The 22,945-nt window shown below is 44.9% G+C and carries 19 protein-coding genes and 1 pseudogene; 12 read left to right on the top strand and 8 right to left on the bottom strand.

Annotation, left to right across the window (positions count from 1 at the left end; translation table 11 throughout):
• Nucleotides 1-319 precede the first annotated feature (319 nt).
• From malE (M9196_RS03675) to M9196_RS03660, 4 genes are all read left to right on the top strand, one after another.
• Nucleotides 320-1,501: a maltose/maltodextrin ABC transporter substrate-binding protein MalE gene (malE, locus tag M9196_RS03675; protein ID WP_250616169.1), complete on the top strand. Its 1,182-nt coding sequence runs from the start codon at nucleotides 320-322 to the stop codon at nucleotides 1,499-1,501.
• A 115-nt stretch (nucleotides 1,502-1,616) separates the two neighbouring features.
• Nucleotides 1,617-3,188 carry a maltose ABC transporter permease MalF gene (gene malF, locus M9196_RS03670; RefSeq protein WP_250616168.1) on the top strand — a complete coding sequence of 524 codons (1,572 nt, stop codon included), beginning with the start codon at nucleotides 1,617-1,619 and terminating at the stop codon, nucleotides 3,186-3,188.
• Nucleotides 3,189-3,199: 11 nt separating this feature from the next.
• Nucleotides 3,200-4,090, top strand: a complete 891-nt coding sequence (malG, locus tag M9196_RS03665; RefSeq protein WP_250616167.1) for a maltose ABC transporter permease MalG — start codon at nucleotides 3,200-3,202, stop codon at nucleotides 4,088-4,090.
• 486 nt (nucleotides 4,091-4,576) lie between these two features.
• The gene (locus M9196_RS03660) at nucleotides 4,577-5,503 is read left to right on the top strand and encodes a cation transporter (RefSeq protein WP_250616166.1); all 927 of its coding nucleotides are present in this window, start codon (nucleotides 4,577-4,579) and stop codon (nucleotides 5,501-5,503) included.
• Here M9196_RS03660 and M9196_RS03655 read toward each other — a convergent pair.
• A complete protein-coding gene (locus tag M9196_RS03655) occupies nucleotides 5,481-5,744 on the bottom strand; it encodes a hypothetical protein (RefSeq protein ID WP_250616165.1) in 264 nt (87 codons plus the stop codon). The genes M9196_RS03660 and M9196_RS03655 overlap by 23 nt on opposite strands.
• Before the next feature lie 89 nt (nucleotides 5,745-5,833).
• Nucleotides 5,834-6,748: a LysR family transcriptional regulator gene (locus tag M9196_RS03650; RefSeq protein ID WP_250616164.1), complete on the bottom strand. Its 915-nt coding sequence runs from the start codon at nucleotides 6,746-6,748 to the stop codon at nucleotides 5,834-5,836.
• A gap of 131 nt (nucleotides 6,749-6,879) precedes the next feature.
• Between M9196_RS03650 and M9196_RS03645 the strand changes: the two genes are divergently transcribed.
• Nucleotides 6,880-8,523, top strand: coding sequence for a glycoside hydrolase family 13 protein (locus tag M9196_RS03645; RefSeq protein ID WP_250616163.1), 1,644 nt, complete (start codon nucleotides 6,880-6,882; stop codon nucleotides 8,521-8,523).
• A 783-nt stretch (nucleotides 8,524-9,306) separates the two neighbouring features.
• On the opposite strand, the pseudogene malE (M9196_RS23670) reads toward M9196_RS03645, so the two are convergent.
• From malE (M9196_RS23670) to M9196_RS03630, 4 genes and pseudogenes are all read right to left on the bottom strand, one after another.
• Nucleotides 9,307-9,429: pseudogene (gene malE / locus M9196_RS23670) on the bottom strand (maltose/maltodextrin ABC transporter substrate-binding protein MalE); the annotation flags it as partial.
• 46 nt (nucleotides 9,430-9,475) lie between these two features.
• On the bottom strand, nucleotides 9,476-11,251 hold the full coding sequence (locus M9196_RS03640; RefSeq protein ID WP_250616162.1) for an alpha-amylase family glycosyl hydrolase: 1,776 nt from the start codon (nucleotides 11,249-11,251) through the stop codon (nucleotides 9,476-9,478).
• 144 nt (nucleotides 11,252-11,395) lie between these two features.
• Entirely contained in the window at nucleotides 11,396-11,881 is a 486-nt protein-coding gene (locus M9196_RS03635; RefSeq protein ID WP_250616161.1) for an acyl-CoA thioesterase, read from the bottom strand.
• Between the two features lie 249 nt (nucleotides 11,882-12,130).
• A complete protein-coding gene (locus M9196_RS03630) occupies nucleotides 12,131-13,039 on the bottom strand; it encodes a DMT family transporter (protein ID WP_250616160.1) in 909 nt (302 codons plus the stop codon).
• A 99-nt stretch (nucleotides 13,040-13,138) separates the two neighbouring features.
• On the opposite strand from M9196_RS03630, the gene M9196_RS03625 reads away from it, so the two are divergent.
• Entirely contained in the window at nucleotides 13,139-13,927 is a 789-nt protein-coding gene (locus M9196_RS03625; RefSeq protein WP_250616159.1) for an AraC family transcriptional regulator, read from the top strand.
• A gap of 37 nt (nucleotides 13,928-13,964) precedes the next feature.
• On the opposite strand, the gene M9196_RS03620 is transcribed toward M9196_RS03625, so the two are convergent.
• Nucleotides 13,965-14,690 carry a LytR/AlgR family response regulator transcription factor gene (locus tag M9196_RS03620; RefSeq protein ID WP_250616158.1) on the bottom strand — a complete coding sequence of 242 codons (726 nt, stop codon included), beginning with the start codon at nucleotides 14,688-14,690 and terminating at the stop codon, nucleotides 13,965-13,967.
• Nucleotides 14,691-14,700: 10 nt separating this feature from the next.
• Nucleotides 14,701-15,774, bottom strand: a complete 1,074-nt coding sequence (locus tag M9196_RS03615; protein ID WP_250616157.1) for a sensor histidine kinase — start codon at nucleotides 15,772-15,774, stop codon at nucleotides 14,701-14,703.
• A 146-nt stretch (nucleotides 15,775-15,920) separates the two neighbouring features.
• Here M9196_RS03615 and M9196_RS03610 point away from each other — a divergent pair, with 146 nt between their 5' ends.
• The 6 genes from M9196_RS03610 (at nucleotide 15,921) to M9196_RS03585 (ending at nucleotide 22,896) form a co-directional block, all read left to right on the top strand.
• Entirely contained in the window at nucleotides 15,921-16,982 is a 1,062-nt protein-coding gene (locus M9196_RS03610; RefSeq protein WP_250616156.1) for an efflux RND transporter periplasmic adaptor subunit, read from the top strand.
• A complete protein-coding gene (locus tag M9196_RS03605) occupies nucleotides 16,982-20,059 on the top strand; it encodes an efflux RND transporter permease subunit (protein WP_250616155.1) in 3,078 nt (1,025 codons plus the stop codon). The genes M9196_RS03610 and M9196_RS03605 overlap by 1 nt, the downstream gene beginning before the upstream one ends.
• Before the next feature lie 81 nt (nucleotides 20,060-20,140).
• On the top strand, nucleotides 20,141-20,497 hold the full coding sequence (locus tag M9196_RS03600) for a DUF2147 domain-containing protein (protein ID WP_250616154.1): 357 nt from the start codon (nucleotides 20,141-20,143) through the stop codon (nucleotides 20,495-20,497).
• Between the two features lie 155 nt (nucleotides 20,498-20,652).
• Nucleotides 20,653-21,651 carry a phospholipase A gene (locus M9196_RS03595; RefSeq protein WP_250616153.1) on the top strand — a complete coding sequence of 333 codons (999 nt, stop codon included), beginning with the start codon at nucleotides 20,653-20,655 and terminating at the stop codon, nucleotides 21,649-21,651.
• A 108-nt stretch (nucleotides 21,652-21,759) separates the two neighbouring features.
• Nucleotides 21,760-22,422 carry a DUF3313 family protein gene (locus M9196_RS03590; RefSeq protein ID WP_250616152.1) on the top strand — a complete coding sequence of 221 codons (663 nt, stop codon included), beginning with the start codon at nucleotides 21,760-21,762 and terminating at the stop codon, nucleotides 22,420-22,422.
• Nucleotides 22,423-22,434: 12 nt separating this feature from the next.
• The gene (locus M9196_RS03585) at nucleotides 22,435-22,896 is read left to right on the top strand and encodes a hypothetical protein (protein WP_250616151.1); all 462 of its coding nucleotides are present in this window, start codon (nucleotides 22,435-22,437) and stop codon (nucleotides 22,894-22,896) included.
• Nucleotides 22,897-22,945: the final 49 nt, after the last annotated feature.

Raw genomic sequence — 22,945 nt, 5'->3', positions numbered from 1 at the left:
ACATCCTCCCGATAAAAATAATTATAGGGGGAGTAGTAGGGGAGTAGGGGGCTAGGGAGGAGATTCGCCTGATGAGATCCAGCTCAAAAAAATCGTCGTTGTAATAGTGAAACGGGTCGCAAAAGAAGATTGTTTTGTGATGTTGATCTATAGTCGTGGTCGATTGAGATCACGGAAACCGTCGCTACTTGATAGGGCGTAGAGATTAGGAGGATGAGACCTTGCTGTATTTTTCGGATGATACTTATCGAAATTAAGGAAATCCTCTGGACGACCCTCTGGATCACCCTACTGTCAAAACAATAAAAAGGATATACACATGAAAAAAGCCCTTAGTACTGTAGCGCTAGGCACACTGGTTGCTCTTGGTTCTTTTGGTGCAAATGCTGCTATCGAAGAAGGACAACTCACTATTTGGATTAATGGTGACAAAGGCTATAACGGACTTGCAGAAGTAGGTAAGAAGTTCGAAGAAGATACAGGTATTAAAGTTACTGTCGCTCATCCGGATGGTCTAGAGAGTCGTTTTCCACAAGTTGCTGCGACCGGTGATGGTCCAGACATTATCTTTTGGGCTCACGACCGTTTCGGTGAATACGCGGATGCAGGTCTTCTAGCAGAAGTTAAACCTTCTAAAGAAACAAAAGAAGGTATTGTCGATTTCGCTTGGGATGCGGTTCAATATGATGGCAAAACGATTGGTTACCCAATTGCAGTAGAATCGCTATCTCTTATTTACAACAAAGATTTAGTGCCTAACCCGCCAAAAACATGGGAAGAAGTTGAAGCGCTAAATACTAAGCTGGCTAAAGAAGGCAAGTCAGCGATTATGTGGAACTTAAAAGAACCGTACTTCACATGGCCACTTATGGCAGCAGATGGCGGCTATGCATTTAAGTACACAGGTACGGGCTATGACGTTAAAGACGCGGGTATTGCACAAGACGGTGTTAAAGATGCACTGACTTTCGTTAAATCACTGGTTGAAAAAGGCGTGATTTCGGCGGATATGGATTATTCAGTATCTGAGGCTGCATTTAACCAAGGTCAGACTGCGATGACGATTAATGGTCCTTGGTCTTGGGCTAACGTTGAAAAATCAGGCATCAACTATGGTGTTGCCACACTGCCTAAATTCAACGGTCAAGCATCAAAACCTTTCGTTGGTGTATTAACGGCTGGTATCAGCACAGCGTCACCTAACCGTGACCTTGCAGTAGAGTTCCTAGAAAACTACCTACTAACAAACGACGGTTTGCGTGAAGTGAACAACGATAAGCCATTAGGTGCGGTTGCGTTGACTTCTTTCCAAAAAGAACTCGACTCAGATGCGCGCATTGCGGCAACAATGGATAACGCAATGAACGGCGAGATCATGCCAAACGTGCCACAAATGAGCGCATTCTGGGCATCGGCTAAAAACACTATCATTAACGTGGTTGATGGTCGCCAAACGGTGAATGAAGCCGTTGAAGACGCTGAAAAGCAAATGACGAAGTAACGTAATTAGCGAAACTATTGTTAATTAGTTACTCGTAAATTAGTACGACCCTTTTAAGGAGGGGGTAACCCCTCCTTCATTCTATTTTTTTGATTTATCGCTAGCAGGTCCTTTTATGCAGTCAGTTCAAGGTACAGATGCCATGTCAGCGCCAGCCAATGATACACCGAGCAGTAAAAAAGTATTCCTTAAATGGGGAGCTCTAGGCTCGATCGGTATCCTTAATGGCTACGCTACTATTCTCATGTATTCGCGCGGAGAGCTTGCTTTTGCATTGCTTACTGTCATTCTCACCGCTCTGGCACTTTACATCTTTGGCAGTAAGAAAACATACGCACATCGTTATATCTACCCAGGTATAGCGGGCATGATTTTGTTCATTATTTTCCCTTTAGCGTATACCGTAGGACTCGCTTTCACGAACTATAGTGCTAAAAACCAACTTTCATTAGAACGAACACAAAGCGTATTAACGCAGCGCACCTTTCAAAGTGGTGATAGCTACTCTTTCGACCTGCACAAGACCGAGAACGGACATGTAATTTATGTCAAAGATGGCGAGCAACTATTAGAGACGCCTGAAATTGATATGTCTAACCCGGCCGCAGAGTATGACCTGAAACTTTCCGAAGGAAAAACAGGTGACAAAGAGGCCATTAAAGCAATTATTCAAAGCCGCGCCATACTCAGCACCTTGGATTTGAATATGCCAAGTGGTGAAGATATTCGTATGAGCGGACTACGTAAGTTTGCCTCTGTTCAGCCGCTGTATTCGCATATTGAAGGCTCTACGGATCTTTTGAATAACAAAACAGGCGAGATTTTTAGAACCAACATGGACGTCGGTTTCTATCAACCCATTGATGCTAATGGTGAATTTACAGGCAGCACCGTATCGCCTGGTTTTGTTGTCGGTATTGGTACTCATAACTTCGAGCGAGTCTGGAAAGACGATGGCATCAAAGAACCTTTCATCAGTATCTTTATTTGGACACTTGTCTTCTCAGCAGTGAGTGTAGCCCTAACGGTTCTTATCGGTCTTGTACTAGCAAGCGTGGTCCAGTGGGAAGCGCTACGCGGCCGTGCTATTTATCGCGTACTGTTGATTCTTCCGTATGCGGTACCAGCATTTATCTCGATTCTTATCTTTAAGGGTTTGTTCAACCAAAGCTTTGGTGAAGTGAACATGCTACTTGAAGGTCTATTTGGCATTAGCCCGAACTGGTTCTCTGACCCAATGCTTGCTAAGGCCATGATACTGATTGTTAACACGTGGCTAGGTTTCCCTTACATGATGATCCTATGTATGGGTATGCTTAAAGCGATTCCTGATGATCTTTACGAGGCGTCCGCTATCGATGGCTCAAACTTCATCTCGAACTTTACTACGATCACAATACCACTGATGATTAAACCGCTAACGCCTCTACTGATTGCGGCCTTCGCGTTTAACTTCAACAACTTCGTACTGATTGCCCTTCTAACGAATGGTGGTCCTAACATGATTGGTACTTCTGAGCCAGCGGGTTACACCGACCTATTGGTTAACTACACGTACCGTATCGCGTTTGAAGGTTCTGGTGGTCAAGACTTCGGTCTAGCGAGTGCAATTGCGACACTCATCTTCCTACTAGTAGGTGCACTAGCACTACTTAACTTACGCGTAACGAAAGTAGCTCAAGACTAAGGAGTCCTAAAATGGCAATGGTACAAGGTAAGTCATTAAAATACCGCGTTTGGGCAACACACATCGCTATGTGGGCTTTCCTATCGCTGATTATTTTCCCGCTACTGATGATTATCGCTATCTCATTCCGTGAAGGTAACTTCGCAACAGGTAGCCTAATCCCAGAAAACCCATCGTTGGAGCACTGGAAACTAGCACTAGGCTTCTCGGTAACGAACGCAGATGGCTCGGTAACGCCACCTCCGTTCCCAGTACTAACGTGGTTGTGGAACTCAATTAAAGTTGCTGGCATCTCATCAATCTTAATTGTGTGTCTATCAACAACCTCTGCATACGCATTTGCTCGTATGCGCTTCAAAGGTAAGACTACCATCCTGAAAGCGATGATGATTTTCCAGATGTTCCCTGCAGTACTAGCACTGGTTGCGATTTACGCGTTGTTCGACAAGCTAGGTCAGTACATACCGTTCCTAGGCTTGAACACACACGGCGGTCTGATTTTCTCTTACTTGGGTGGTATTGCGCTTCACGTTTGGACAATCAAAGGCTACTTCGAAACGATTGATGGTTCTCTAGAAGAAGCTGCCGCACTTGACGGCGCGACACCGTGGCAAGCATTCCGCTTAGTTCTTCTGCCACTGTCCGTGCCAATTCTAGCGGTGGTATTTATTCTGTCGTTCATCATGGTTGTTGGTGAAGTACCGGTAGCATCACTACTACTTTCTGATGTAAACTCGTACACACTAGCGGTAGGTATGCAGCAGTACTTGTATCCTCAGAACTATCTGTGGGGTGATTTTGCAGCAGCAGCAGTATTGTCAGCATTACCTATCACAATCGTATTCTTGCTTGCACAGCGCTGGTTGGTAGGGGGACTTACTTCCGGTGGTGTTAAAGGATAATAACGATAAAGGGTGGTCGTAAGACCACCTCTTTTGCTTTGCTTAACGTCACATTGGTTTGGCCGCCGACTAGTTAAGTGAGCACTCTGGTGTTACGCGTAGCTGGCTGTTACCAGGATTCCTTACTATCACTATTAACAGTTTTTGTAACCAATGCCTGAGCTTGCTCAGGCATTTTTCTATCTAACGCTTCTTTCCCCTGAAAGTCTTCACTTTGACTCCCGTACCCTTCCATTCTCTTATCATCTAACTCACTCATTGAAAGGTGAATACGAACGCTGTCTATCGGCTGTGACGACTGACGATGTCGTGACCTATTGTTATTATTAATAATTGTTGTAGAGAAAAGCAGCAAATAGGTTGGGGTGTGATAGGAAGTTGTAAATTCGTGTGTTATAAGTTTGGATAGTACTTAATCTTTGTTAATCCTATATAATCTAGCAATATAAAGGATAAATAGCGTTTATCTGTGAAAGGGAATACCAGATGATTAAAATTGATGAATCCAAGGCGTTAATCGGCTCCGCCATAGGGGCGGGCGTGTTGGCGTTATGGGGAGGCGTGATGGCATTGATCTCGGGATCGAGTGCCATTTTATTAGACGCTTCTTTTAACTTACTGTCGGCGGTAGTTTCCTTTGCTTCGCTGCGTATCGCGCAACTTGCTCAGTCGGGTACTTCTCGACATTACCCTATTGGCTACTACGCTTTTGAACCGCTTATTGTGGTGATAAAGGGCATCACTATTTTAATTTTGATCGCATTCGCTGTAGGTAGCAATATACCGGTTTTATTAGCAGGAGGGCGAGAACCCGCCATTGCATTGATGGCTATTTACGTATTCCCGGCAGTGGCGATTTGTGCGTTTATGTATTGGGTGTGTCACGTCGGATATAATCAATCTCGGTCAGATATATTAAAAGCAGAAAAGAACGCATGGTTCATTAATGGGGTCATATCCGGGGCAATTGGCGTGGCGTTGATATTGGTCTTGCTACTTCAAGGCACAGCACTGGGTTTTGTTGATCGTTATATCGATCAAATTTTGGTCGTGATGTTTAGCTTGGCATTTATCGGCGACCCGATTAAGTTGATTAAAAATGGTATGCGCGAACTCACGCTTGCCACACCACCGATAGAGCATACTAAACCCATTTATCGTGGTTTGCGTGGCCTTGCGCAAGAGTATGACATCGAGCTCGTCGATATTTTTATCACTAAGCTCGGTCGGAAAACGTGGGTGAGTATTTATGTTGACCCGAAAAGAGAATCGATGACCTTTAAAAGCTATGAGCGATTTGTTGAAGATGTGAAGCAAAAAATCGATAAACCTTATGCGACGACGGAAGTGGATGTGATCCTTAAGCGTTCTCCATCATCGTCAACGATGACTAAAGATTCAGCTCTCGGCTAGAAGGGGCACACCCGACGTATTGGAGCAAGACGTATAGACTTTCTTGCTCTAATGCGACTTTTTGGAATAAATCGGCAAATACACCATCACCACCAAAACAGGTTTGGATATAGTGGTTGATTTCGTCGCGATGGTAGCCTTCCACATACATTGTTCTTACCCATTGATATTCAACGGCCTTCAAGTCATTGAGCGTGGTTTCACTTAGGGTAATTTCATTTAGGGTCAAGGCAATCTCCATAGCATTAGCGCATTAAAACTATGGCGATTACATCAAACTTTAATGAAAGAAAAATGACAGATTAAGTGCCCTGACCAAGTTCTGACAATTTAACGCACGCTTTTAGCAAGTTGCCTTAAACTTGAGCAGAAACTCGTCACACTGACCTTCGGTTCTCCCATCTTAGTGTAAATACCAATATTCCCCACCTTACTGCGATCAGTGCTTATTTGAATGAGTCCTTGAGATGTTAGCCATTCATTAGCATGGTGACTGTAGGGCATGACGGCTGGGGTTATTTTTAACATATCAATACTCGCGGCAACAGAATCAATGTCGTAAACAATACGTTCTTCTAGAGCACGGTCATGAGGTAAGCCGTGAGCCAGTATCGATTGATGCCGAGGGTGACTTGGTGTCACGCGAAGCAGGGGGTACTGGTGAACATTCTCGATACGGGATTCAGGATGCGTAACGCCAGTTTGCACGAGAGGATGCTGAGCGCCCACATAGATCGATTCATAATCTTGAAACAACGGCTCGAATGATACACGACAGTGTTCGGAAAGTTCTAATACTTCATGACCTACAAATAAATCTATATCACCTTGAACGAGGTGATTGAGTAAGGTCAGGTTATTACCAAACTCCAAATGAAAAGAACTGGCGGGGTTTTGTTGTTGATAGTCAATAACCGCTGGCTTAACAATATTGTCCCACCATACTTCACCAGTCCCTATCTTGATTTTACCAAATTGACGTTGCTGCATATCATTGAACTGATGCTTGAGTGCAAAGTACTGTTCTTGTTGTTCTTGAGCATAGGCTCGAAACTTGGTGCCATAAGCGGTTAGTTCAACCCCCTTTGATAGCCGATTGAAAAGCGGTGCTCCCAATTCTGATTCGAGTTTTTTTATTGCAGAGGTCAGGGAGGGCTGGCTCAAGTAGAGCTCATCGGAGGCTCGTTTGATGTTGCCATGCTTTGCCACTGCTAAAAAGTACTTAATGGATTTATTGAGCGCCATTGGGTTACCTATGGGGATAAAATAGATTGTGATATACGTAAAATCTATATGATTATACGTAGATTCTATTTTCTTTCCCAGCGTTCTCTAATTACAGTAAAGGTCGATTAAGCAATTATTAAGGGCTAGTGATGGAACAAAAGTGGTGGCATAACTCGGTGGTGTATCAAATTTACCCGAGAAGCTTTTGTGACTCCAATGGTGACGGTATTGGTGACCTAAATGGTATTCGGTCAAAGCTGGACTATTTGGCTGAGTTAGGTATTGATGTTATTTGGCTCTCACCTGTTTATCAGTCTCCTATGGACGATAATGGTTACGACATTTCAAACTATCAAGCGATCGCGCCAGAGTTTGGCAGCATGGAAGATATGGAAGCGCTGCTAAGCGAGGCGAAAGCGCTGGGTATCAAAATCGTGATGGATCTCGTTGTTAATCATACTTCAGATGAACATGAATGGTTTAAACAAGCCTGTCAGTCCAAAGATTCCCCTTATCGTGACTACTACGTGTGGCGTGATGCAAAAGAAGATGGCAGCGCACCGAGTGACATGGGATCGATTTTTGGTGGCAGTGCTTGGCAATGGCATGAGGAAACGCAGCAGTATTACTTGCATATATTTTCCAAAAAACAGCCCGATCTAAACTGGGAGAATCCGCAAGTCCATCAAGAAGTTCATACCATGATGAACGGGTGGATTGACAAAGGAATTGGCGGTTTTCGTCTTGATGTTATTGATTTGATTGGTAAGGAAATCGATAAAGGAATCACCGGTAATGGACCACGCCTGCACCCGCTGTTACGCGCCATGAATCACGCGACATTTGGCAGTCACGATTTACTCACAGTGGGAGAAACTTGGGACGCGACACCAGAGATAGCTAAACTATATAGCGATCAGCAACGTGAGGAACTCTCGATGGTGTTCCAATTTGAGCATATCACGCTGACTTGGAATCAAGGCGATAAATGGTCGCCGTTGCCCCTAGATCTTCCAGCGTTCAAGCAAGTACTCACTAAGTGGCAATTAGAGCTGGGGGATACGGGTTGGAATTCTCTTTTTTGGAACAACCATGATTTGCCGCGAGCCGTCTCGAAATACGGTCATGATGGTGAGTATCGAGTAAAATCAGCACAAATGCTTGCGACGGTACTTCACTGCCTCAAAGGCACGCCATATATTTATCAGGGCGAGGAGATTGGCATGACGAACGTCAAGTTCGATCGCCTTGAGCAATATAAAGACATTGAGTCTTTGAACTTCTATAAAGTGAAAACCGACGCAGGAGTGTCTCACCAAGAGATGATGACAGCGTTGGGCGAGAACAGTCGAGACAATGCGCGAACGCCAATGCAGTGGAGCGCTGAACCACAAGCGGGGTTCACAACAGGCACGCCATGGATTGAGGTTAACTCGAACTATCGTGACATTAATGTTGAGTCTGATCGATGCAGCGAAGCGTCAATTTTTCAACATTACCAAACACTGATTAAGATGCGTCGCGACCACGAGGTGTTCGTGTATGGCGATTTCATTCCTTTGTTTGCCGATAACCAGTATGTGTTTGCGTATTTACGTCAAGATAATGATCAGACCGTGCTGGTGGTAGCGAATTTCTCTGCTGAATCAGTGATGTTAGATTTGTCTTCTGAGCCACAGCTCCAAGGATTGGTCCCAGGAGCGCTACTTAGTCATAATCACACGGTTTCCCTAACTACGCTGGGAACGTTGACATTGAACGCTTATGACTGTTTTGCTATAGCGTTGGATTAACGAACCCTATTCGTTTCGATGCGACTAGTCCCGATAGCACTAGTACTGACAGCAGTAGCCCCGATAGTACTCACGCCAATAATCTAAGCCACAAAAAGAAAAGGAGTCATGTTAGACATGACTCCTTTTTATTGCGATTCCAAGTCGACTAAGGATAAGCGCTTGTTGACCTCAGAATGTAATTTTGTCCGCTAATATGGATAATCGCTATCAGTTTCTATTTCGCTTTCTGATTCGAACTCATGAAGGTTAGGGGCGTATGAGCAATCACCTATTTGATGCCTGGGGCAAATTGCCTCTGCATCTCGCGTGATCATTGGTGTGCTACACATTGGGCAAGTACGATCCATATTGGGCCTCTCATATTCCGTTAATCCATCCATTTAGGGCGTATTGTTCACAGAGTTCAGCTAACCGTGAACGTTTGCTTTCGTCCCGTTTGAGATCATCCAGCACTGTTTGAACAACGCTTAAATTTATAGGAAAGATCACCGTAAAGAGCAAATAACAGAGTGTAAGCAAGTACGACACTGTGATCGGTTGTGTATAAATACAATCTCTCGCGGGCTCACCATCGCATTATTGTTATGGCATGCGCTAAATGACATCATATTGTCATTATCGTCATTTCTTAATGAGATTGCAGAATGAAAAGGAAAGTAAGTTTTCATTTTAAGTTTTTGTTTATATTGAAAATATAGTGTGTTTTGAGTAGTTGTTGAGTAACCAACCGTCAACGAAAGACGGCGGGTCTTGGCATAGTCCATTTCAGGATCAACAATGCCCAGTTTCAGCGTAGCCACCAAAGCGGTCGTGTTGAAATCGTGATTCTAAGGACTGAGGAAACGGCGCGCTCACTTTCATGTCAGTGTTATCTTCAAATTGTCGCCCCAGCTCAGCGAGCCCATTGTCGCCCGCTGCCAATCCAGATGAGCCGTTCACCTTATAGTGGCTATATTTTCAGTAGGTATGAAGAGAGCGGTTTTAGCGTGAGATTGATGGTAGCGGCTTGCTCAGTGACAACGAGTTCAACGTTAGGCGTGTCATTCAGTAAATCATTCAACGGATAGTGACCCGCTTGTAGCGGTAACTTATCAATAGCGTGCTTGCTCAGCTGGATGCATTGTGTGCTTTCTTTGTCATGACTAAAGTTCATGAGGCAGATAATCGTGTCAGATTGATATTGACGCAAATAGCCATAGAGTTGACCTGCAAGGTCTCCATGGCGATCATCTTGTTCAATTTCTAATGAGGTCGTGCTTCCTTGAAAGGCTTTATGTTGTAGTACCACATTCATAAGGCGTTGATAATAAGAACGAAGTTTGATTTCATGTTCTGTTGATGATCCGCCATCAAAAGCGCCTCCATTCATCCAACGTTGATGTGCGGGCACCCCAATGTAGTCGAAAATTGAGGTACGTGAAGGCTGCCCAAATCCTGCATTTTCTGCCCCAGCTTCCCCGACTTCTTGGCCGAAATACAGCATAGTAGGCGCGTGACTGATGGTGGCAGAGAGCGTCATCGCGGGAATGGCAATTCGCGGGTCGCCAACAAACTCAGGAGAAGCGATACGCTGCTCGTCATGGTTATCAAGGAAGTGCAACATATGAGGCTGAATATCTTGTAGTTTGTCTTGAATACGTGAAATATCTTGGGTGTGCGCCTTGCCCTGCATGATGCCCTTTAACGTATCATATAGGTCTACTTTGTCGTAAAGTGCATCCATTTTGCCTAATTGAATATAGTCACGGTAAAGGTGCGGTTGGTAGACTTCGGCAACTAAAAAAGCGTCCGTTTTTTTGGCTTTGATGGAAGCGTTCATGTAGCTCCAAAACTCAACGGGCACCATTTCCGCCATGTCATATCGGAACCCATCCACGCCTTGTGATAACCAATATAACGCGATATCTCGGAATTTTACCCAAGAGTCCGGAACCACCTTGTCACTCCAAAAATCCAGATGCTCGTTACAATCCTTATGTCGATAGGCCTCAGGTAGAGCCTCGAAGTCGCGTGTTCCATCGGGTTTCACGCCGTAATTGATCTTGACCGTTTCGTACCAATCATCGGCATTCGGTTTGGCAAGGCGTGATCCGTTGCCTGTCCATTTTGCGGGATACTCTGTAAATGGCGTGGCCATGCGAGGGTCTTCTGCACCACCAAGCGGACGTAATGATTCTGGCAGATCAGGTAACTGGAATATTTGGTTGGGGAGGTAGTAAAAGTTGTTGTCTCTTCGATAGTCCACCGTGTCATCATCGTTTGCACCAAAATCTGTGATGCCCGGTGGGTTGTTTAACCCGTGATAGTGTCGAGCGACATGGTTGGGGACAATATCGATGATGACTTTCAGTCCTGCTTGATGTGTACGCTGGATCAATGCTTTGAATTCTTGATTGCGTTGTGCAGGATCATCGGCGAGGTCGGGGTTGACGGAGAAGTAATCTTTCACAGCATAAGGGGAGCCAGCTCGCCCTTTTACAATGCAAGGGTGGTCATTGCTAATACCAAATTCGGTATAGTCATTAATCAACGCGTGATGAGGTATACCCGTGTACCACACATGGGTCATTCCGAGTTCTCGGATCGAGGTTAATGCCGTTGGTGTAATGTCGCTGAATTTACCAACGCCGTTGTCGTCAATCGTCCCCCAAGGTTGGTTTAAGGTGGTTTTATTGCCAAACAAGCGAGTAAATATCTGGTAAAGGTGAATATTATTATTGTTCATTTTAGCGTCTATCTCTATAACGTTGATATAGTAAAAAGCTATAAGTCAAAGATAGTGTACTTGAAGGGGTTTAGCGCTCACTCCCCCTTTTTAGGGGGAGCGAGGGCGTAGAAAGAAAGCGACATTGTGATGTGTGTTGGGTACTTACTTTAGGTACTTCACATGTGCTTCCATCTCGTCACCAATTTGTTTGCGCATGTTCATCAATTTGATGGCTGAATCTCGAAGTTCAATGTCTTCTTGGGTCTCTGGCACCCACTCTCGGACTGTGGTCGGTTTACCTTGTTCGTCAACGGCAACCATGATGACAATACAGTGCGTAGTAAGTCGATTCTCTAGCTCTTTTGGGTCGCTGGCTTGCACATCGATTGCAATATGCATCGATGATGTACCCGTATAAATAACCCGCGCCGTGACTTCGACAAGGTTACCCACGTGAATAGGCGCTACAAATCGAATGCCTCCAGCATAAGCCGTAATACAGTATTTACCACTCCACGCTGCCGAGCACGCATAGGCTGCCAAATCGATCCATTTCATTACGGCGCCGCCGTGTACTTTTCCGCCAAAGTTGACGTCTCCAGGCTCAGCAAGAAAGCGCAGAGTAATCTCTCGTTTGCCACTACTCATTATAAAATCCTTGTTATTAATGGGCAAAATCCGAGTATGACAAATTTGTTAACAACAAGCTATCGAGATATGAGTCGAATATCTAAACGAATAAGCATGACATATTCTTTGAACTGAGATTGCGAATGAGTGGCCATTCGGATCGTGGCGGATGCTAAATAATAGAAACGTACCATACGAAAAAACCAACACCGAGGTGTTGGTTTCTATGCGCGATAAACGCGAGCGTCTCGTATCACCGAGACAACTTCACGGCTTATTGACGGTCAGTTTGCTGTCGACAATAGTGGTAACCGGTTTGCGGCGTTTTATTTGCGATAAAATGACCCCTGAAATCACCATTAACCCACCAATAAGATGAAACTCTGTAATGGTCTCACCGAGTAAAGAGGCGGCGAGGGCGACGGCAATTACGGGCAGTAAATTCATAAACATAGCACTGTTTTCCGCGCCAATTAAATCAATGGCTTTCACCCAGCATAACGGTGCAATTAATGAGGCAAATAATCCAGCATAAGCAATGAGAGGCAACGATGCCTGAGTTGGCATAATTTGCTCACTGCTTAACAATAGTGGCAACAACAGGATAACGGCGAAAACGGCTTGGGTGTATATCAACATCAAGCTGGATAGGTTCATTTTCCATCGCTTAAGTAACACGCAGTACGTCGCGTAAATGACCGCCGCCATGGCCATTAAACCATCGCCTTGTGTAATCCCCTGATTGATGAAGAACGCCAGATCGCCTTGGCCAAGCATAAAGGCTAGGCCCGCGAGAGAAATGACGCCACCGACAACACTCAGCATTGAAACTCGCTTGTGCAGCAGCGGTACAGAGATAAACACACTAATCAGTGGCACTAATGAGGTAATGAGTGCCATATTGGATGCGGTTGTGGTTAATGCCGCGTAGTAGCCAAGTGATTGGTTGAGGACCATGCCCAGTAGTGCTAAGAATGCCAGCTTACCGCTATTTTTGCGGATTTCAGGCCAGTAACGTTTCACTTTAGGCAGGCAAAATGGCGTCATAATGAGTACCGCAAGAAACCAGCGATAAAAGCTCATGGCACTCGGTTCAATGGTCTCTGCAGCCAGTTTATTTATAATGGCATTCCCGCCCCAAATCAGTACGGTAATAAAAGGAAGCAAATAAACCACTGTGAACCTCGTCGCATTATGTGTGTTGGGGTATAGTGTGACAGGTCGTTATAAATATAAATATCTCTACTTGGACATTAATCGCGATAGGAAGACAACTTGAAAAAAAATAACAGAAATTTGCATCCTTCATTGTCTATCGAGAAAATGCCGTCGGACGTTTTTATGAATTTTGACGCGTTTTTATCGAACACAGAAACGCGAGTGCATTGTCATCCTTGGGGGCAAGTTCAGCTTATTAGTGGCGGAATTTTAGAAATGGAAGCACAAGGCACACGATTCCTTGCTCCTCCTCATTTGGCTATTTGGGTACCCGCTGGGGTGATGCATTGCAGTTATAACCGTCGACCATTGGAATACTGTTCATTGAATATCGCCCATGAGCTGACGGCTACTTTTCCACAAAAAACCAGTTTAATTAAGGTGACGCCTATTGTTTCGGCGATCATCGAAGACTTTCGTCACCGCGACGTCAATATTGGCGATTCTGAAAAAGATCGTCGCTTAGTTCAGGTGCTACTTGATCAGCTGAGTGAGCAAGAAGAGCAACACCATTTCTTGCCAAGTAGTAATCATAAGTATTTAGCGCCAATTTTAAGCGCCATTGAAGAAGACCCAACCAACGATATTTCTCTTAATGATTGGGCAGGGCGCGTGCACACCACCGAACGAACGCTCGCTCGCTATTGCCAAAGCGAATTAGGGATGAGCTTTACGGAGTGGCGGTTACGGGTTCGCTATTTATACTCAATGGATTTATTACGAAGTGGTCAATCGGTAAAAGAAGTTGCATTTACCTTGGGTTACAACCAAGCAAGTCCGTTTATTAGTATGTTTAAAAAGTACGCAGGCCAAACGCCTGAGCAATATAAGAGCAAACTGCTGTGAGTGCGTGTTTATCAATACGGAACAATGAAAGGCGCCGTTATTTGACTAAATACGAATTGACCAGCGCCACTTTGGCCCTCGCTATAGGGATAGCCTGTTCCGTATTACTCAAAGATACTAAGGTATTTCTGGCTTCACGATGTACCTGAGTGATGAGACTTAAGTTCACTATATAACTGCGATGTACCCGTAAAAAATGCTCTGCCCCTAACTCATTTTCAAAGTTGGTCATGGTCTCTTCTGTCACTATGGTTTGCAGTTGAAATTTTCGTTGTCCCGATGTCGTTAGGTTGACCTGTTGGTAGCGGCCGATGCTCTCTATATAGCTGATATCGCTCTGGGTGAGTCGATAGGTTGTTTTGCCATCACTCACTAAAACTTCAGACTCAACTGAAGGAGATGCCAAAGGGGGAAGGGCTTTGATTTTTTCAAGGCAGCGCTCAAGTCTGGTTTGGCGAACGGGTTTTAGTAGGTAATCCACGACCTTGGTTTCAAATGCGCTTAGCGCGTGCTCTGAATAGGCGGTCACATACACCAAGTGATAAGGGATATGCTCGGTAGCCTTTGCCACCATAAAGCCATCTAAACCAGGCATTTCAATGTCCATAAAAACAACGTTCGGTATCTGTTGGCATATCGCTTCAATGCCTTTTTCTGGATCGTTGTAGCTACCAATAACGTCAATCTCTTCAAACGCCGCAAGGCTACGTTTTAAAGCTTGAGTCGCTGCGGGCTCATCATCAATTAATAAGACTCGGTACACAGGCTTATCCTTAAAAATCATGGCGGACGGTGATTTGCGCACAGCTGGTACCATCGGCAAAATTCATTGAAAAACGGGCGTCGTCGTATTCTAAATTCAAGGTCTCGCTAATATTGCGATGACCACTGCCAGCTTTGAACTGAGGCGTGGTAGTCTCCGGCCAACTGTTACAAACGCAGATGCAAAGCTCTCCCTCGGTGTAGCGGGTTTTGATATCGAGGTGAATGCGGTTAATGGTCTTGCTAAGTGCATGCTTTATGACATTTTCGACTAAAGGCATGATGAGCATTGGCGGGATGTGTAGTGCTTTACTCTTCTCACTTATATCCATGGAGAAATGCAATCGCTCGGTAAAGCGCGCTTTTTGAATGGCCAGATAATGCTCGATCAGTTCCACCTCATCACTGAGCAAAATTCGCTTTTTGTCTGAGATAGCGATAGTGCCTCGGAGCAAGTCACTGAGTTCAAAAATAAGCTCTTGAGCGAGTTCGGGACGTTCTGGGATCTCACTGTGTAGCAGGTTTAGCGTGTTGAACAGAAAGTGCGGATTGGTTTGAATGCGAAGCAGAGAAATCTCAGACTCTTTTAATGACATCTCAAGCTCCAACGCCCTTTGTTTAAGCTGCCAACTGTGGACGACCATAGTGTAGATGGTCACTTGCAGTAATAGATTCAAATGAGTAAGCAGCTTTAGCCGGACGAGTTGAAAGACGGTTACGGTGTCAAACGTCTGCGGCGTCGGGAGACCGCCGGAGGTAAAGGCAATCGCTAATGAAGCCAAAACCAAGTTGATCAAGATTTGATATGGCAGTTTGTGGCGATAAATGGCGCCAAATTTGGCATCAAATAGTCGTCGTAATAGCCAAAATAGGGCGCATATTGAAAAGATGCCTGTGAGGGCACGAAAGACCATGTTCAAGGTGAGTGGCTTATCCAACGCAATCATCACGTAGTACAGAGACGAGTAGAGAATCACAGAGTTGATGAGTGGCCATACAACCAACAACAGTAAATCCTGTCGTGAGAACGACAACTTGGATAACAGTGACTTTGAGAACAAAGACTTTAGGATAGGAGGTTTCAAAATAGACGCTCTAGGAACAAGATGCTGATAGTATAAGTGAAGCGACGCTATCTGTTGACCCACTCATAACCGAAATAGACCCAATCGTACATTCTACCATTTTTCGACACGCTCAACTCATTACTATGGCTCGAAATGAAGTTGTAATGGTTAACAAAATGAAAGTGTCACACAGTTATAAAAATGGATTGACTACCTTGATCGTCGCGCTGAGCCTATTTGGGTGTAGCAAAGATGAGGTACCACAAGCTAAGTCTGCGCCAATTAAACCGGTCAAGACGCTGGTCGTTAGTCAAAGACAGTATCAAGTACGGCATTTTACCGGGATCCTTGAAGCGAATAAGATCATCGACATGAACTTTCGAATCCAAGGTGAGTTAACAGACCTTCCTATCAAATCGGGTCAAAAAGTAGAAAAAGGACAGTTACTGGCGCAACTAGATAGTAGCCAACAGCTTATTAACAAAAAATCGAGTAAGGCTTCTTTAAAACAAGCGAAAGCAGAGTACGAACGAGCACTGTCACTTATCAATAAAAAGGCAATTAGCCAGGCGAACTTGGATGCGTTGGAATCGCAATATATTTCAGCCCAAGCCGCATTTGAGCGAAGCGTAAAGGATGTTGAGTATACCTCTTTACTCGCTCCCTTTTCTGGCATCGTAAGTCAGCGCTATATCGACAACTTCTCGAAAGTTACCTCGTCGACCAAAATCCTCACGTTGCAGGATGTTGAACAATACAAAATCACCATTACGGTGCCGCAATCGCAGTTTGTGAAAATTCAAACCGCAGACGCCGTGAAGCTAAGCGCAGAAATCGAAGGATTTTCACAGTCATTTCCCCTTAAAGTTGATGAGCTTAGTGTCAGCCAACAAAGCAGCCAGCAGCTACACGTTACCTTAGTGTTGCAACCTCCGTCTGAGCGCCGATTGTTTACAGGGACGTCAGTCAAAGTGAAAGCCGAAGCGTTGGGTGTCAGCAATGGGATGGTACTACCTAGTCATACCGTACTCAGCGATGGTGATGAGCATTATGTTTTTGTGGTACATCCAACAAGCAACATATTAGAGAAACGCATCGTGCGTGTCGACGGCGTCAGTGAGCAAGGCATCAACATTGTTGATGGACTATCGGACGGCGAGCGCATCGTGATTGCCGGAGTGAGCCTGGTTCATGACGGACAACAGGTAAGAGTGGAGGCAAAGTAATGTCGATGACTGCCTTTTCTATAAACAACAGTCGCATCACGCTGCTCATTATTGCGATATTGACGTTTTTGGGTATCCAAGCCTATACCACGATCCCAGAAGCGTACGATCCTGGCTTTACGATTCGAAATGCCCAGGTCATTACTCAGTTTCCTGGTGCCAGTCCAAAGAGGGTTGAAGATCTGGTGACGGATCCGCTTGAAAAAGCGGTGCTAGAGCTTGCGGAATTGGACTTTGTTAAGAGCCAATCTAAAAATGGTGTGTCGATACTCACAGTTGCTATCAAAGAGGATTACTCAGACCTTCAGCCAATTTGGGATAAGTTGCGGCGTAAGATAGATCGTGCTGCGAGTAAACTACCTGAAGGGGTTGGAGTGCCTGTAGTCAACGATGAATTTGGCGATGTGTACGGCATTGTTCTTGCGATTCACGGCGAAGGCTTTTCTTATCGTGAGCTCAAGCAAACTGCGGAAGATCTTCGTAGTGGACTGTTTCTGCTTGACGATGTGGCTAAGGTTGATCTTCATGGCGTGCAGCAAGAGCAAATTAAACTTAAATTCGATGCCAACGCGTTAGCGGCCTATGATTTAACGCCCAATCAACTCGCAGATATTTTGTCAAAACAGAATATCGTCTTGAGTGGGGGTAGTGTCGTCTTTGGGCAAGAACGCTTGCCGATTGAGCCGAGTGGTAACTACAACAGGCCTGATGAGGTGAGAAGCACGTTAATCACACTGCCAACGAGCGGAAAAACAGTAAGACTAGACGGTTTGGTAAGTATTGAGTCGGGTTACGAGTTTCCTATCAATAACCCAGTCTATTTTAACGGAAAGCCATCCGTTAACGTTGCGATTGCGATGGTCGAGACCGGTAATAACGTGCGTTTGGGCGAACAAGTCGACGCTTATGTAGAGCAGTTCACTCGTCAGTTACCGATTGGCTTGGAGATCAGCAAGGTCAATTTTGCGCCTAAGGAAGTAGAAGACAAGGTTAATCAGTTTGTCTCGAGTCTAGTGCAGTCAATGACAGTAGTTGGCTTGGTCATGTTTATCTTTTTAGGCTGGCGAACAGGGTTGATTGTGTCTCTACTGGTGCCTATCAGTATGCTACTCACTATTTTGGTGATGTCTAAAATTGGGGTTGGTCTGGATCAGATCTCTCTTGCCGCGCTTATTATTGCACTCGGTATGTTGGTCGATAATGGCATTGTGATGTCGGAAAATATTCTGGTTCGCATTAATCAAGGGGTGAGCAAAAAGGTCGCAGCCATTGAGAGTGCTAATGAGCTGAAACTTCCTTTATTAACGTCATCCTTAACCACGTCCGCCGCTTTCTTGCCGATCTTCTTGGCAAAGTCGACTATGGGTGAGTATACAGGCGCACTGTTTGTGGTCGTAACGATTACGCTTTTGGCCTCTTGGCTGTTGAGCTTGGTGATGATCCCATTGCTTTGTGTACTGCTTTTAAAGCCAACTAAACAGGTAAAGGAAAAGTCAACTACCCAACTCGCGTGGTATGCCAAATTACTGACCAAGCTTATCCGTTTTCGCTGGTTGACGGTTGTGGCGATGCTGTTGGCTACGGTGTTCGCTTTTCAAGCGATGAAGTGGTTACCGAATATCTTCTTCCCGCCATCAGAGCGAACCTTTTTCAAAATGGAAGTGACGATGCCAATGGGCACCTCCATTGAGCAGAACCAAGCCATGGTCGCTGACATTGAGCAGTACTTACTAACCCTAAAAGCTAAGAGCGCTTCGGATGCTAAACCGAGCGATAACTTGGGTATCAAAAACCAAGGAATAAAAAACTGGTCTGTGTATGTTGGCTATGGCGGCCCACGTTATATTTTGCCGCACAGTTCTCGAACGTCGAGCCCAGAGTACTCATTCTGGATTATTAACACGCATGACTATCGTGATAACTCAGAATTGATGCAACGCATAGAGTCTTACATCAATGAACATCACCCAGATGCCATTGCCACCACAAGGCTTATAGAAAATGGTGCGGCAATTTTAAACCCGGTTGAAATCCGATTAAATGGGTTGGATCAGGACAAGGTGTTTGCGATTACTCAAGAAATTAAGGCGAAACTAGCGAGCATTGATGGCCTTAAAGACATCAGTGATGACTGGGGGCAAAAAACCAAGACGATTCGTATTGTCATTGATCAACAAAAAGCCGCGCTCGCAGGCGTGAATAACCGAGATATCGCACTTAGCTTGCAAACGTCATTGGTTGGCAAAAACTTGAGTGAGTTTCGTGACGGCATCTTGAGTATCCCAATCGTGCTTTCTAATGAAGAGCGTGAGGAACTTAATGTTGAGCAAATTTTGGCGCTGCCAATCTATACTCCTGCAGGAAGCGTGACGCTCGCGCACATTGCCGACGTCGATATCGTATGGCAAAACGCCAAGATCTATCGTCGCAATAGTTACAAATCGGTCACCATTGGTGCTCAGTTGGAGCCCGGCTATACCGCGAGTGAAGGACTGAATGCGATTTTACCTTGGCTCGAGGCAGAGTCTCAAACTTGGCCAAACAGCATCTTCTATGAAATTGGCGGTGAAGAAGAGAAGTCGAAAAAGTCGACGGGTAGTATCAGTGAAAATCTGCCACTGGCGCTGTTTGTCATTATTGGTTTGCTGGTGGCGCAGTTTAACTCATTTAGAAAGCCCATCATCATCCTTTCAACGATTCCAATCGCGTTTGTTGGGGTGGTGGCAGGTCTACATATTGGTAATAGTTTCTTTGGCTTTATGACGTTCTTGGGCGTGATATCGCTGGCGGGGATCGTGATTAATAACGCCATTGTTTTACTAGAGCAAGTAGACATAGAGATTGCCTCTGGTAAGCGAGCGATTGATGCGTTGATTGCTGCGGGTAAGAGGCGTATGAAACCGATACTTCTCACTACCTTGACGACGGTACTGGGCATGATACCGCTGCTAATTACAGGTGGAGCGATGTGGCAGACGATGGCGATTGCCATTATCGCTGGGCTTACTTTCTCTACTTTACTGACGCTGATATTTGTTCCTGTACTGTACAGCATCTTCTATCGAGTAGAGGTTTAACACAACTCTCAGTTGGTTAAAGAATAAAGGGGGGAGTCAGTTCCCCTTTTTAAAAGAGATTAGATAAACAAGGGTTTCAAAATGAAAATACTAGTCACACTTTTTTTTACCTTGTGGTCGATGACGACGTTTGCCAATTCGACCTTGATTGAAGGTCTATGGCTGGCGGAAAACAAATCCACACACGTTGAAATTAGCCAAACCGAACCAGGGCGTTGGCAGGGAGTCGTGACAAGCGATCCGTTAAAACCGGAGTTGGAAGGTACGCAATTATTATCGGCCATAGTAGAAGCACCAGATGGTTATGAAGGAAAAGTGTACGCGATTAAGAAAGCGAAACACTATGATGCCGAGATCAAGCCTATGGATAGCACATTGCAAATAGAGGTTACGGCCGGATTTTTCTCGAAAACCATTATTTGGACACGAATTGAATAAAATCGTCGTTGCGATGCGTGTCAACTTGGAGGGAGTCATAGATAAATTGACCCATTGACTCCCGATTTGTACCCATTGGTACGTAAATATGTCGCGTTGTTGCTAGTAGAGCATTAGCTTGGTATTGAAAATAATATCAATAGGATACGCTCTCTATGAAACGGATTTTTACAGCTCTAGTCATGTTGAGTTTTCTCAATGTCGCCTACGGCGAAGAGACGTCAAGCTGCCAACTTAACCAAATCGATAGACTAAATGATGCCACAACATTAGGTGAGGTAAGACGCTACTGCAATAAAACAGACTCGGTTTCATCCATAGCAACGCGTGATAAGTCCCAATCAGGGGCGATCAGTCAGCGTTTGAGTCAGGAAAGAGAGGCCGAAAGAGGTGCTTTTGTTCTGACGCCTCATAGAATGAACTACCTATTACCAGTTTATACAACGTCGAGCCTTACCCCAACCAAAAACCAAAGTTCAAGCGATGTTTATCAGGGGCTCAAAACCGTCGAGGCGCAATTCCAAATAAGCTTAAAGTTTCCTTTGACGTTCGACTCACTCTTTGTGCCTGGGGATAAAATCTATGGAGCGTTTACGCTTGAAGCTTGGTGGCAAGTTTATGCAAAAGACATTTCCAGCCCCTTTCGAGAAACCAATTATCGACCAGAGATATTCTACGCGATGCCACTTGACTGGAATCCCTTAGGTGGCAATACCGGAATGGCGGTAGGCCTAGAGCATCAATCCAATGGTCGTGCTGGCGTTCAGTCGCGTTCCTGGAATCGAGTGTATCTAAATCTCGCTTATGAACGCGATCGAATCGTCGCTTATATTCGGCCATGGTATCGCTTGCCAGAAGATCCTAAAACGGACACAAACGGTGCTCAAGGTGATGACAACCCCGATATTGAAGACTACTTTGGTCACGGAGAGATTGGGGTCGGTTACGATCTAGATAAGTACAAAGTGTCGATGTTCGGGCGCGGAAATGTCAAAACTGGCAAAGGTGCGGTGACACTCAATGTGACAACCCCGCTTTATGGTAAGTTGCGTGGCTATATCAAGGTATTTCATGGCTATGGGGATAGTCTAATTGACTATAACCATAGTCAGACTCGCCTTGGTATTGGCGTGACGCTCAATGATCTGTTCTAAAAGGACATTTCATACCGGTTTAATACCCATTCATTCTCTACAAACTTACTCAATAGTTTGACTGCGTTAGAGTAGCAAGCTCTTTGAATATCACACATTGGAAGTAGAATGCGTACACTAATTATCATGGGCTTGATTGCGACACTCACGGCGTGCAGCGCTGTTTCTGAACGCTCTAAGCACAACGATTTCACTTATCAAGTTAATGCAAACACAGACTCTTGGCGATATGTGTGGTTGCCCGCAGAGTATTCTGATCAAACATTACTCAAAGAGAAGTTCTCCACGTATTCCAATTTTTATATCGAGCCAACACGATTGGAAGTTCAAGATTCTGAGTTTTCCGAGCAGGAGTTGAGAGAGTTCGCCGACTACCTTGAGTCTGAAGCGCAAATTACGTTGACTCGTTACAAAGTGCCAGCCTTTTCTCCTCAAGCGAATGGCCTGACCGTCCAGTTTGCAATCAGTAACGTTGCTACGCCAAATTCGATACTTGCAACAACGAGTTCAGTGCTTCCGATTGGACTTGCGATTTCTTATGCGTCTATGCTGACAACAGGGGAGCATACCAATGTAACGACGGCGAGGATCGAAGTTTTAATCTCTGATAGTCAAACTAAAGAGCCGCTCTTCTCTGCGATTGACATCACTGCGGGTGAAAAAAGCCTGGATAATATCCTAGAGCCAGAAGAGGAAATTAAAAACATACTTAGAGGTTGGGTAAATAAACTGGAACAAACGTTGAACCAAATACCCGAAAACGCCAAATAAGGATTACTTATCATGTATTTTGACTTTAAATCGATACTCCCTAAGGTGATAGATAACAACTATCAAGGAGCAAAGTTGAGCCAATATTTCTTCTATTGCTTAACTGCTGTGACGTTGTGGCGTAGTCAGCATCACTTACTGGCCGCAGATGGCGGTGCGCAAAGTATTGCAACGATCCCGCTAGACACGTTTAGTTCTGGGGCGGCGTCCACCATTGTAGGTGTCTTTGCATTGTGGGGGTTATCGCAACTGTTGATTGCGTTTATCTATCTTTTGGTTTCTATTCGTTATCGAAGCTTAATTCCTTTGATGTACATCATTATGATCGCTGAGTACGCAGGAAGATTAGCGATTGGCATGTATAAGCCAGTAGTGACTGCTGGGGATGCACCAGGAGCGTTGATTAATTTGCCTATGGTGCTGGTGTGCTTTGTTGCGCTGCTGGGTTCTATTTATCGCTGTGACAGCCGTTAGCTCACCATTGTTATTAGTAGCGACCACTTTGATGAACAGTGGTCGCTAT

Source organism: Vibrio methylphosphonaticus (assembly GCF_023634655.1).
Classification (GTDB): Bacteria; Pseudomonadota; Gammaproteobacteria; order Enterobacterales; family Vibrionaceae; genus Vibrio; species Vibrio methylphosphonaticus.
This window is presented reverse-complemented; position numbering and strand designations above follow the sequence as displayed.

Coding starts and splice junctions, on each gene's coding strand:
- malE (WP_250616169.1), top strand. CDS start 320: ATGAAAAAAGCCCTTAGTACTGTAGCGCTAGGCACACTGGTTGCTCTT.
- malF (WP_250616168.1), top strand. CDS start 1,617: ATGCAGTCAGTTCAAGGTACAGATGCCATGTCAGCGCCAGCCAATGAT.
- malG (WP_250616167.1), top strand. CDS start 3,200: ATGGCAATGGTACAAGGTAAGTCATTAAAATACCGCGTTTGGGCAACA.
- M9196_RS03660 (WP_250616166.1), top strand. CDS start 4,577: ATGATTAAAATTGATGAATCCAAGGCGTTAATCGGCTCCGCCATAGGG.
- M9196_RS03655 (WP_250616165.1), bottom strand. CDS start 5,744: ATGGAGATTGCCTTGACCCTAAATGAAATTACCCTAAGTGAAACCACG.
- M9196_RS03650 (WP_250616164.1), bottom strand. CDS start 6,748: ATGGCGCTCAATAAATCCATTAAGTACTTTTTAGCAGTGGCAAAGCAT.
- M9196_RS03645 (WP_250616163.1), top strand. CDS start 6,880: ATGGAACAAAAGTGGTGGCATAACTCGGTGGTGTATCAAATTTACCCG.
- M9196_RS03640 (WP_250616162.1), bottom strand. CDS start 11,251: ATGAACAATAATAATATTCACCTTTACCAGATATTTACTCGCTTGTTT.
- M9196_RS03635 (WP_250616161.1), bottom strand. CDS start 11,881: ATGAGTAGTGGCAAACGAGAGATTACTCTGCGCTTTCTTGCTGAGCCT.
- M9196_RS03610 (WP_250616156.1), top strand. CDS start 15,921: ATGGTTAACAAAATGAAAGTGTCACACAGTTATAAAAATGGATTGACT.
- M9196_RS03605 (WP_250616155.1), top strand. CDS start 16,982: ATGTCGATGACTGCCTTTTCTATAAACAACAGTCGCATCACGCTGCTC.
- M9196_RS03600 (WP_250616154.1), top strand. CDS start 20,141: ATGAAAATACTAGTCACACTTTTTTTTACCTTGTGGTCGATGACGACG.
- M9196_RS03595 (WP_250616153.1), top strand. CDS start 20,653: ATGAAACGGATTTTTACAGCTCTAGTCATGTTGAGTTTTCTCAATGTC.
- M9196_RS03590 (WP_250616152.1), top strand. CDS start 21,760: ATGCGTACACTAATTATCATGGGCTTGATTGCGACACTCACGGCGTGC.
- M9196_RS03585 (WP_250616151.1), top strand. CDS start 22,435: ATGTATTTTGACTTTAAATCGATACTCCCTAAGGTGATAGATAACAAC.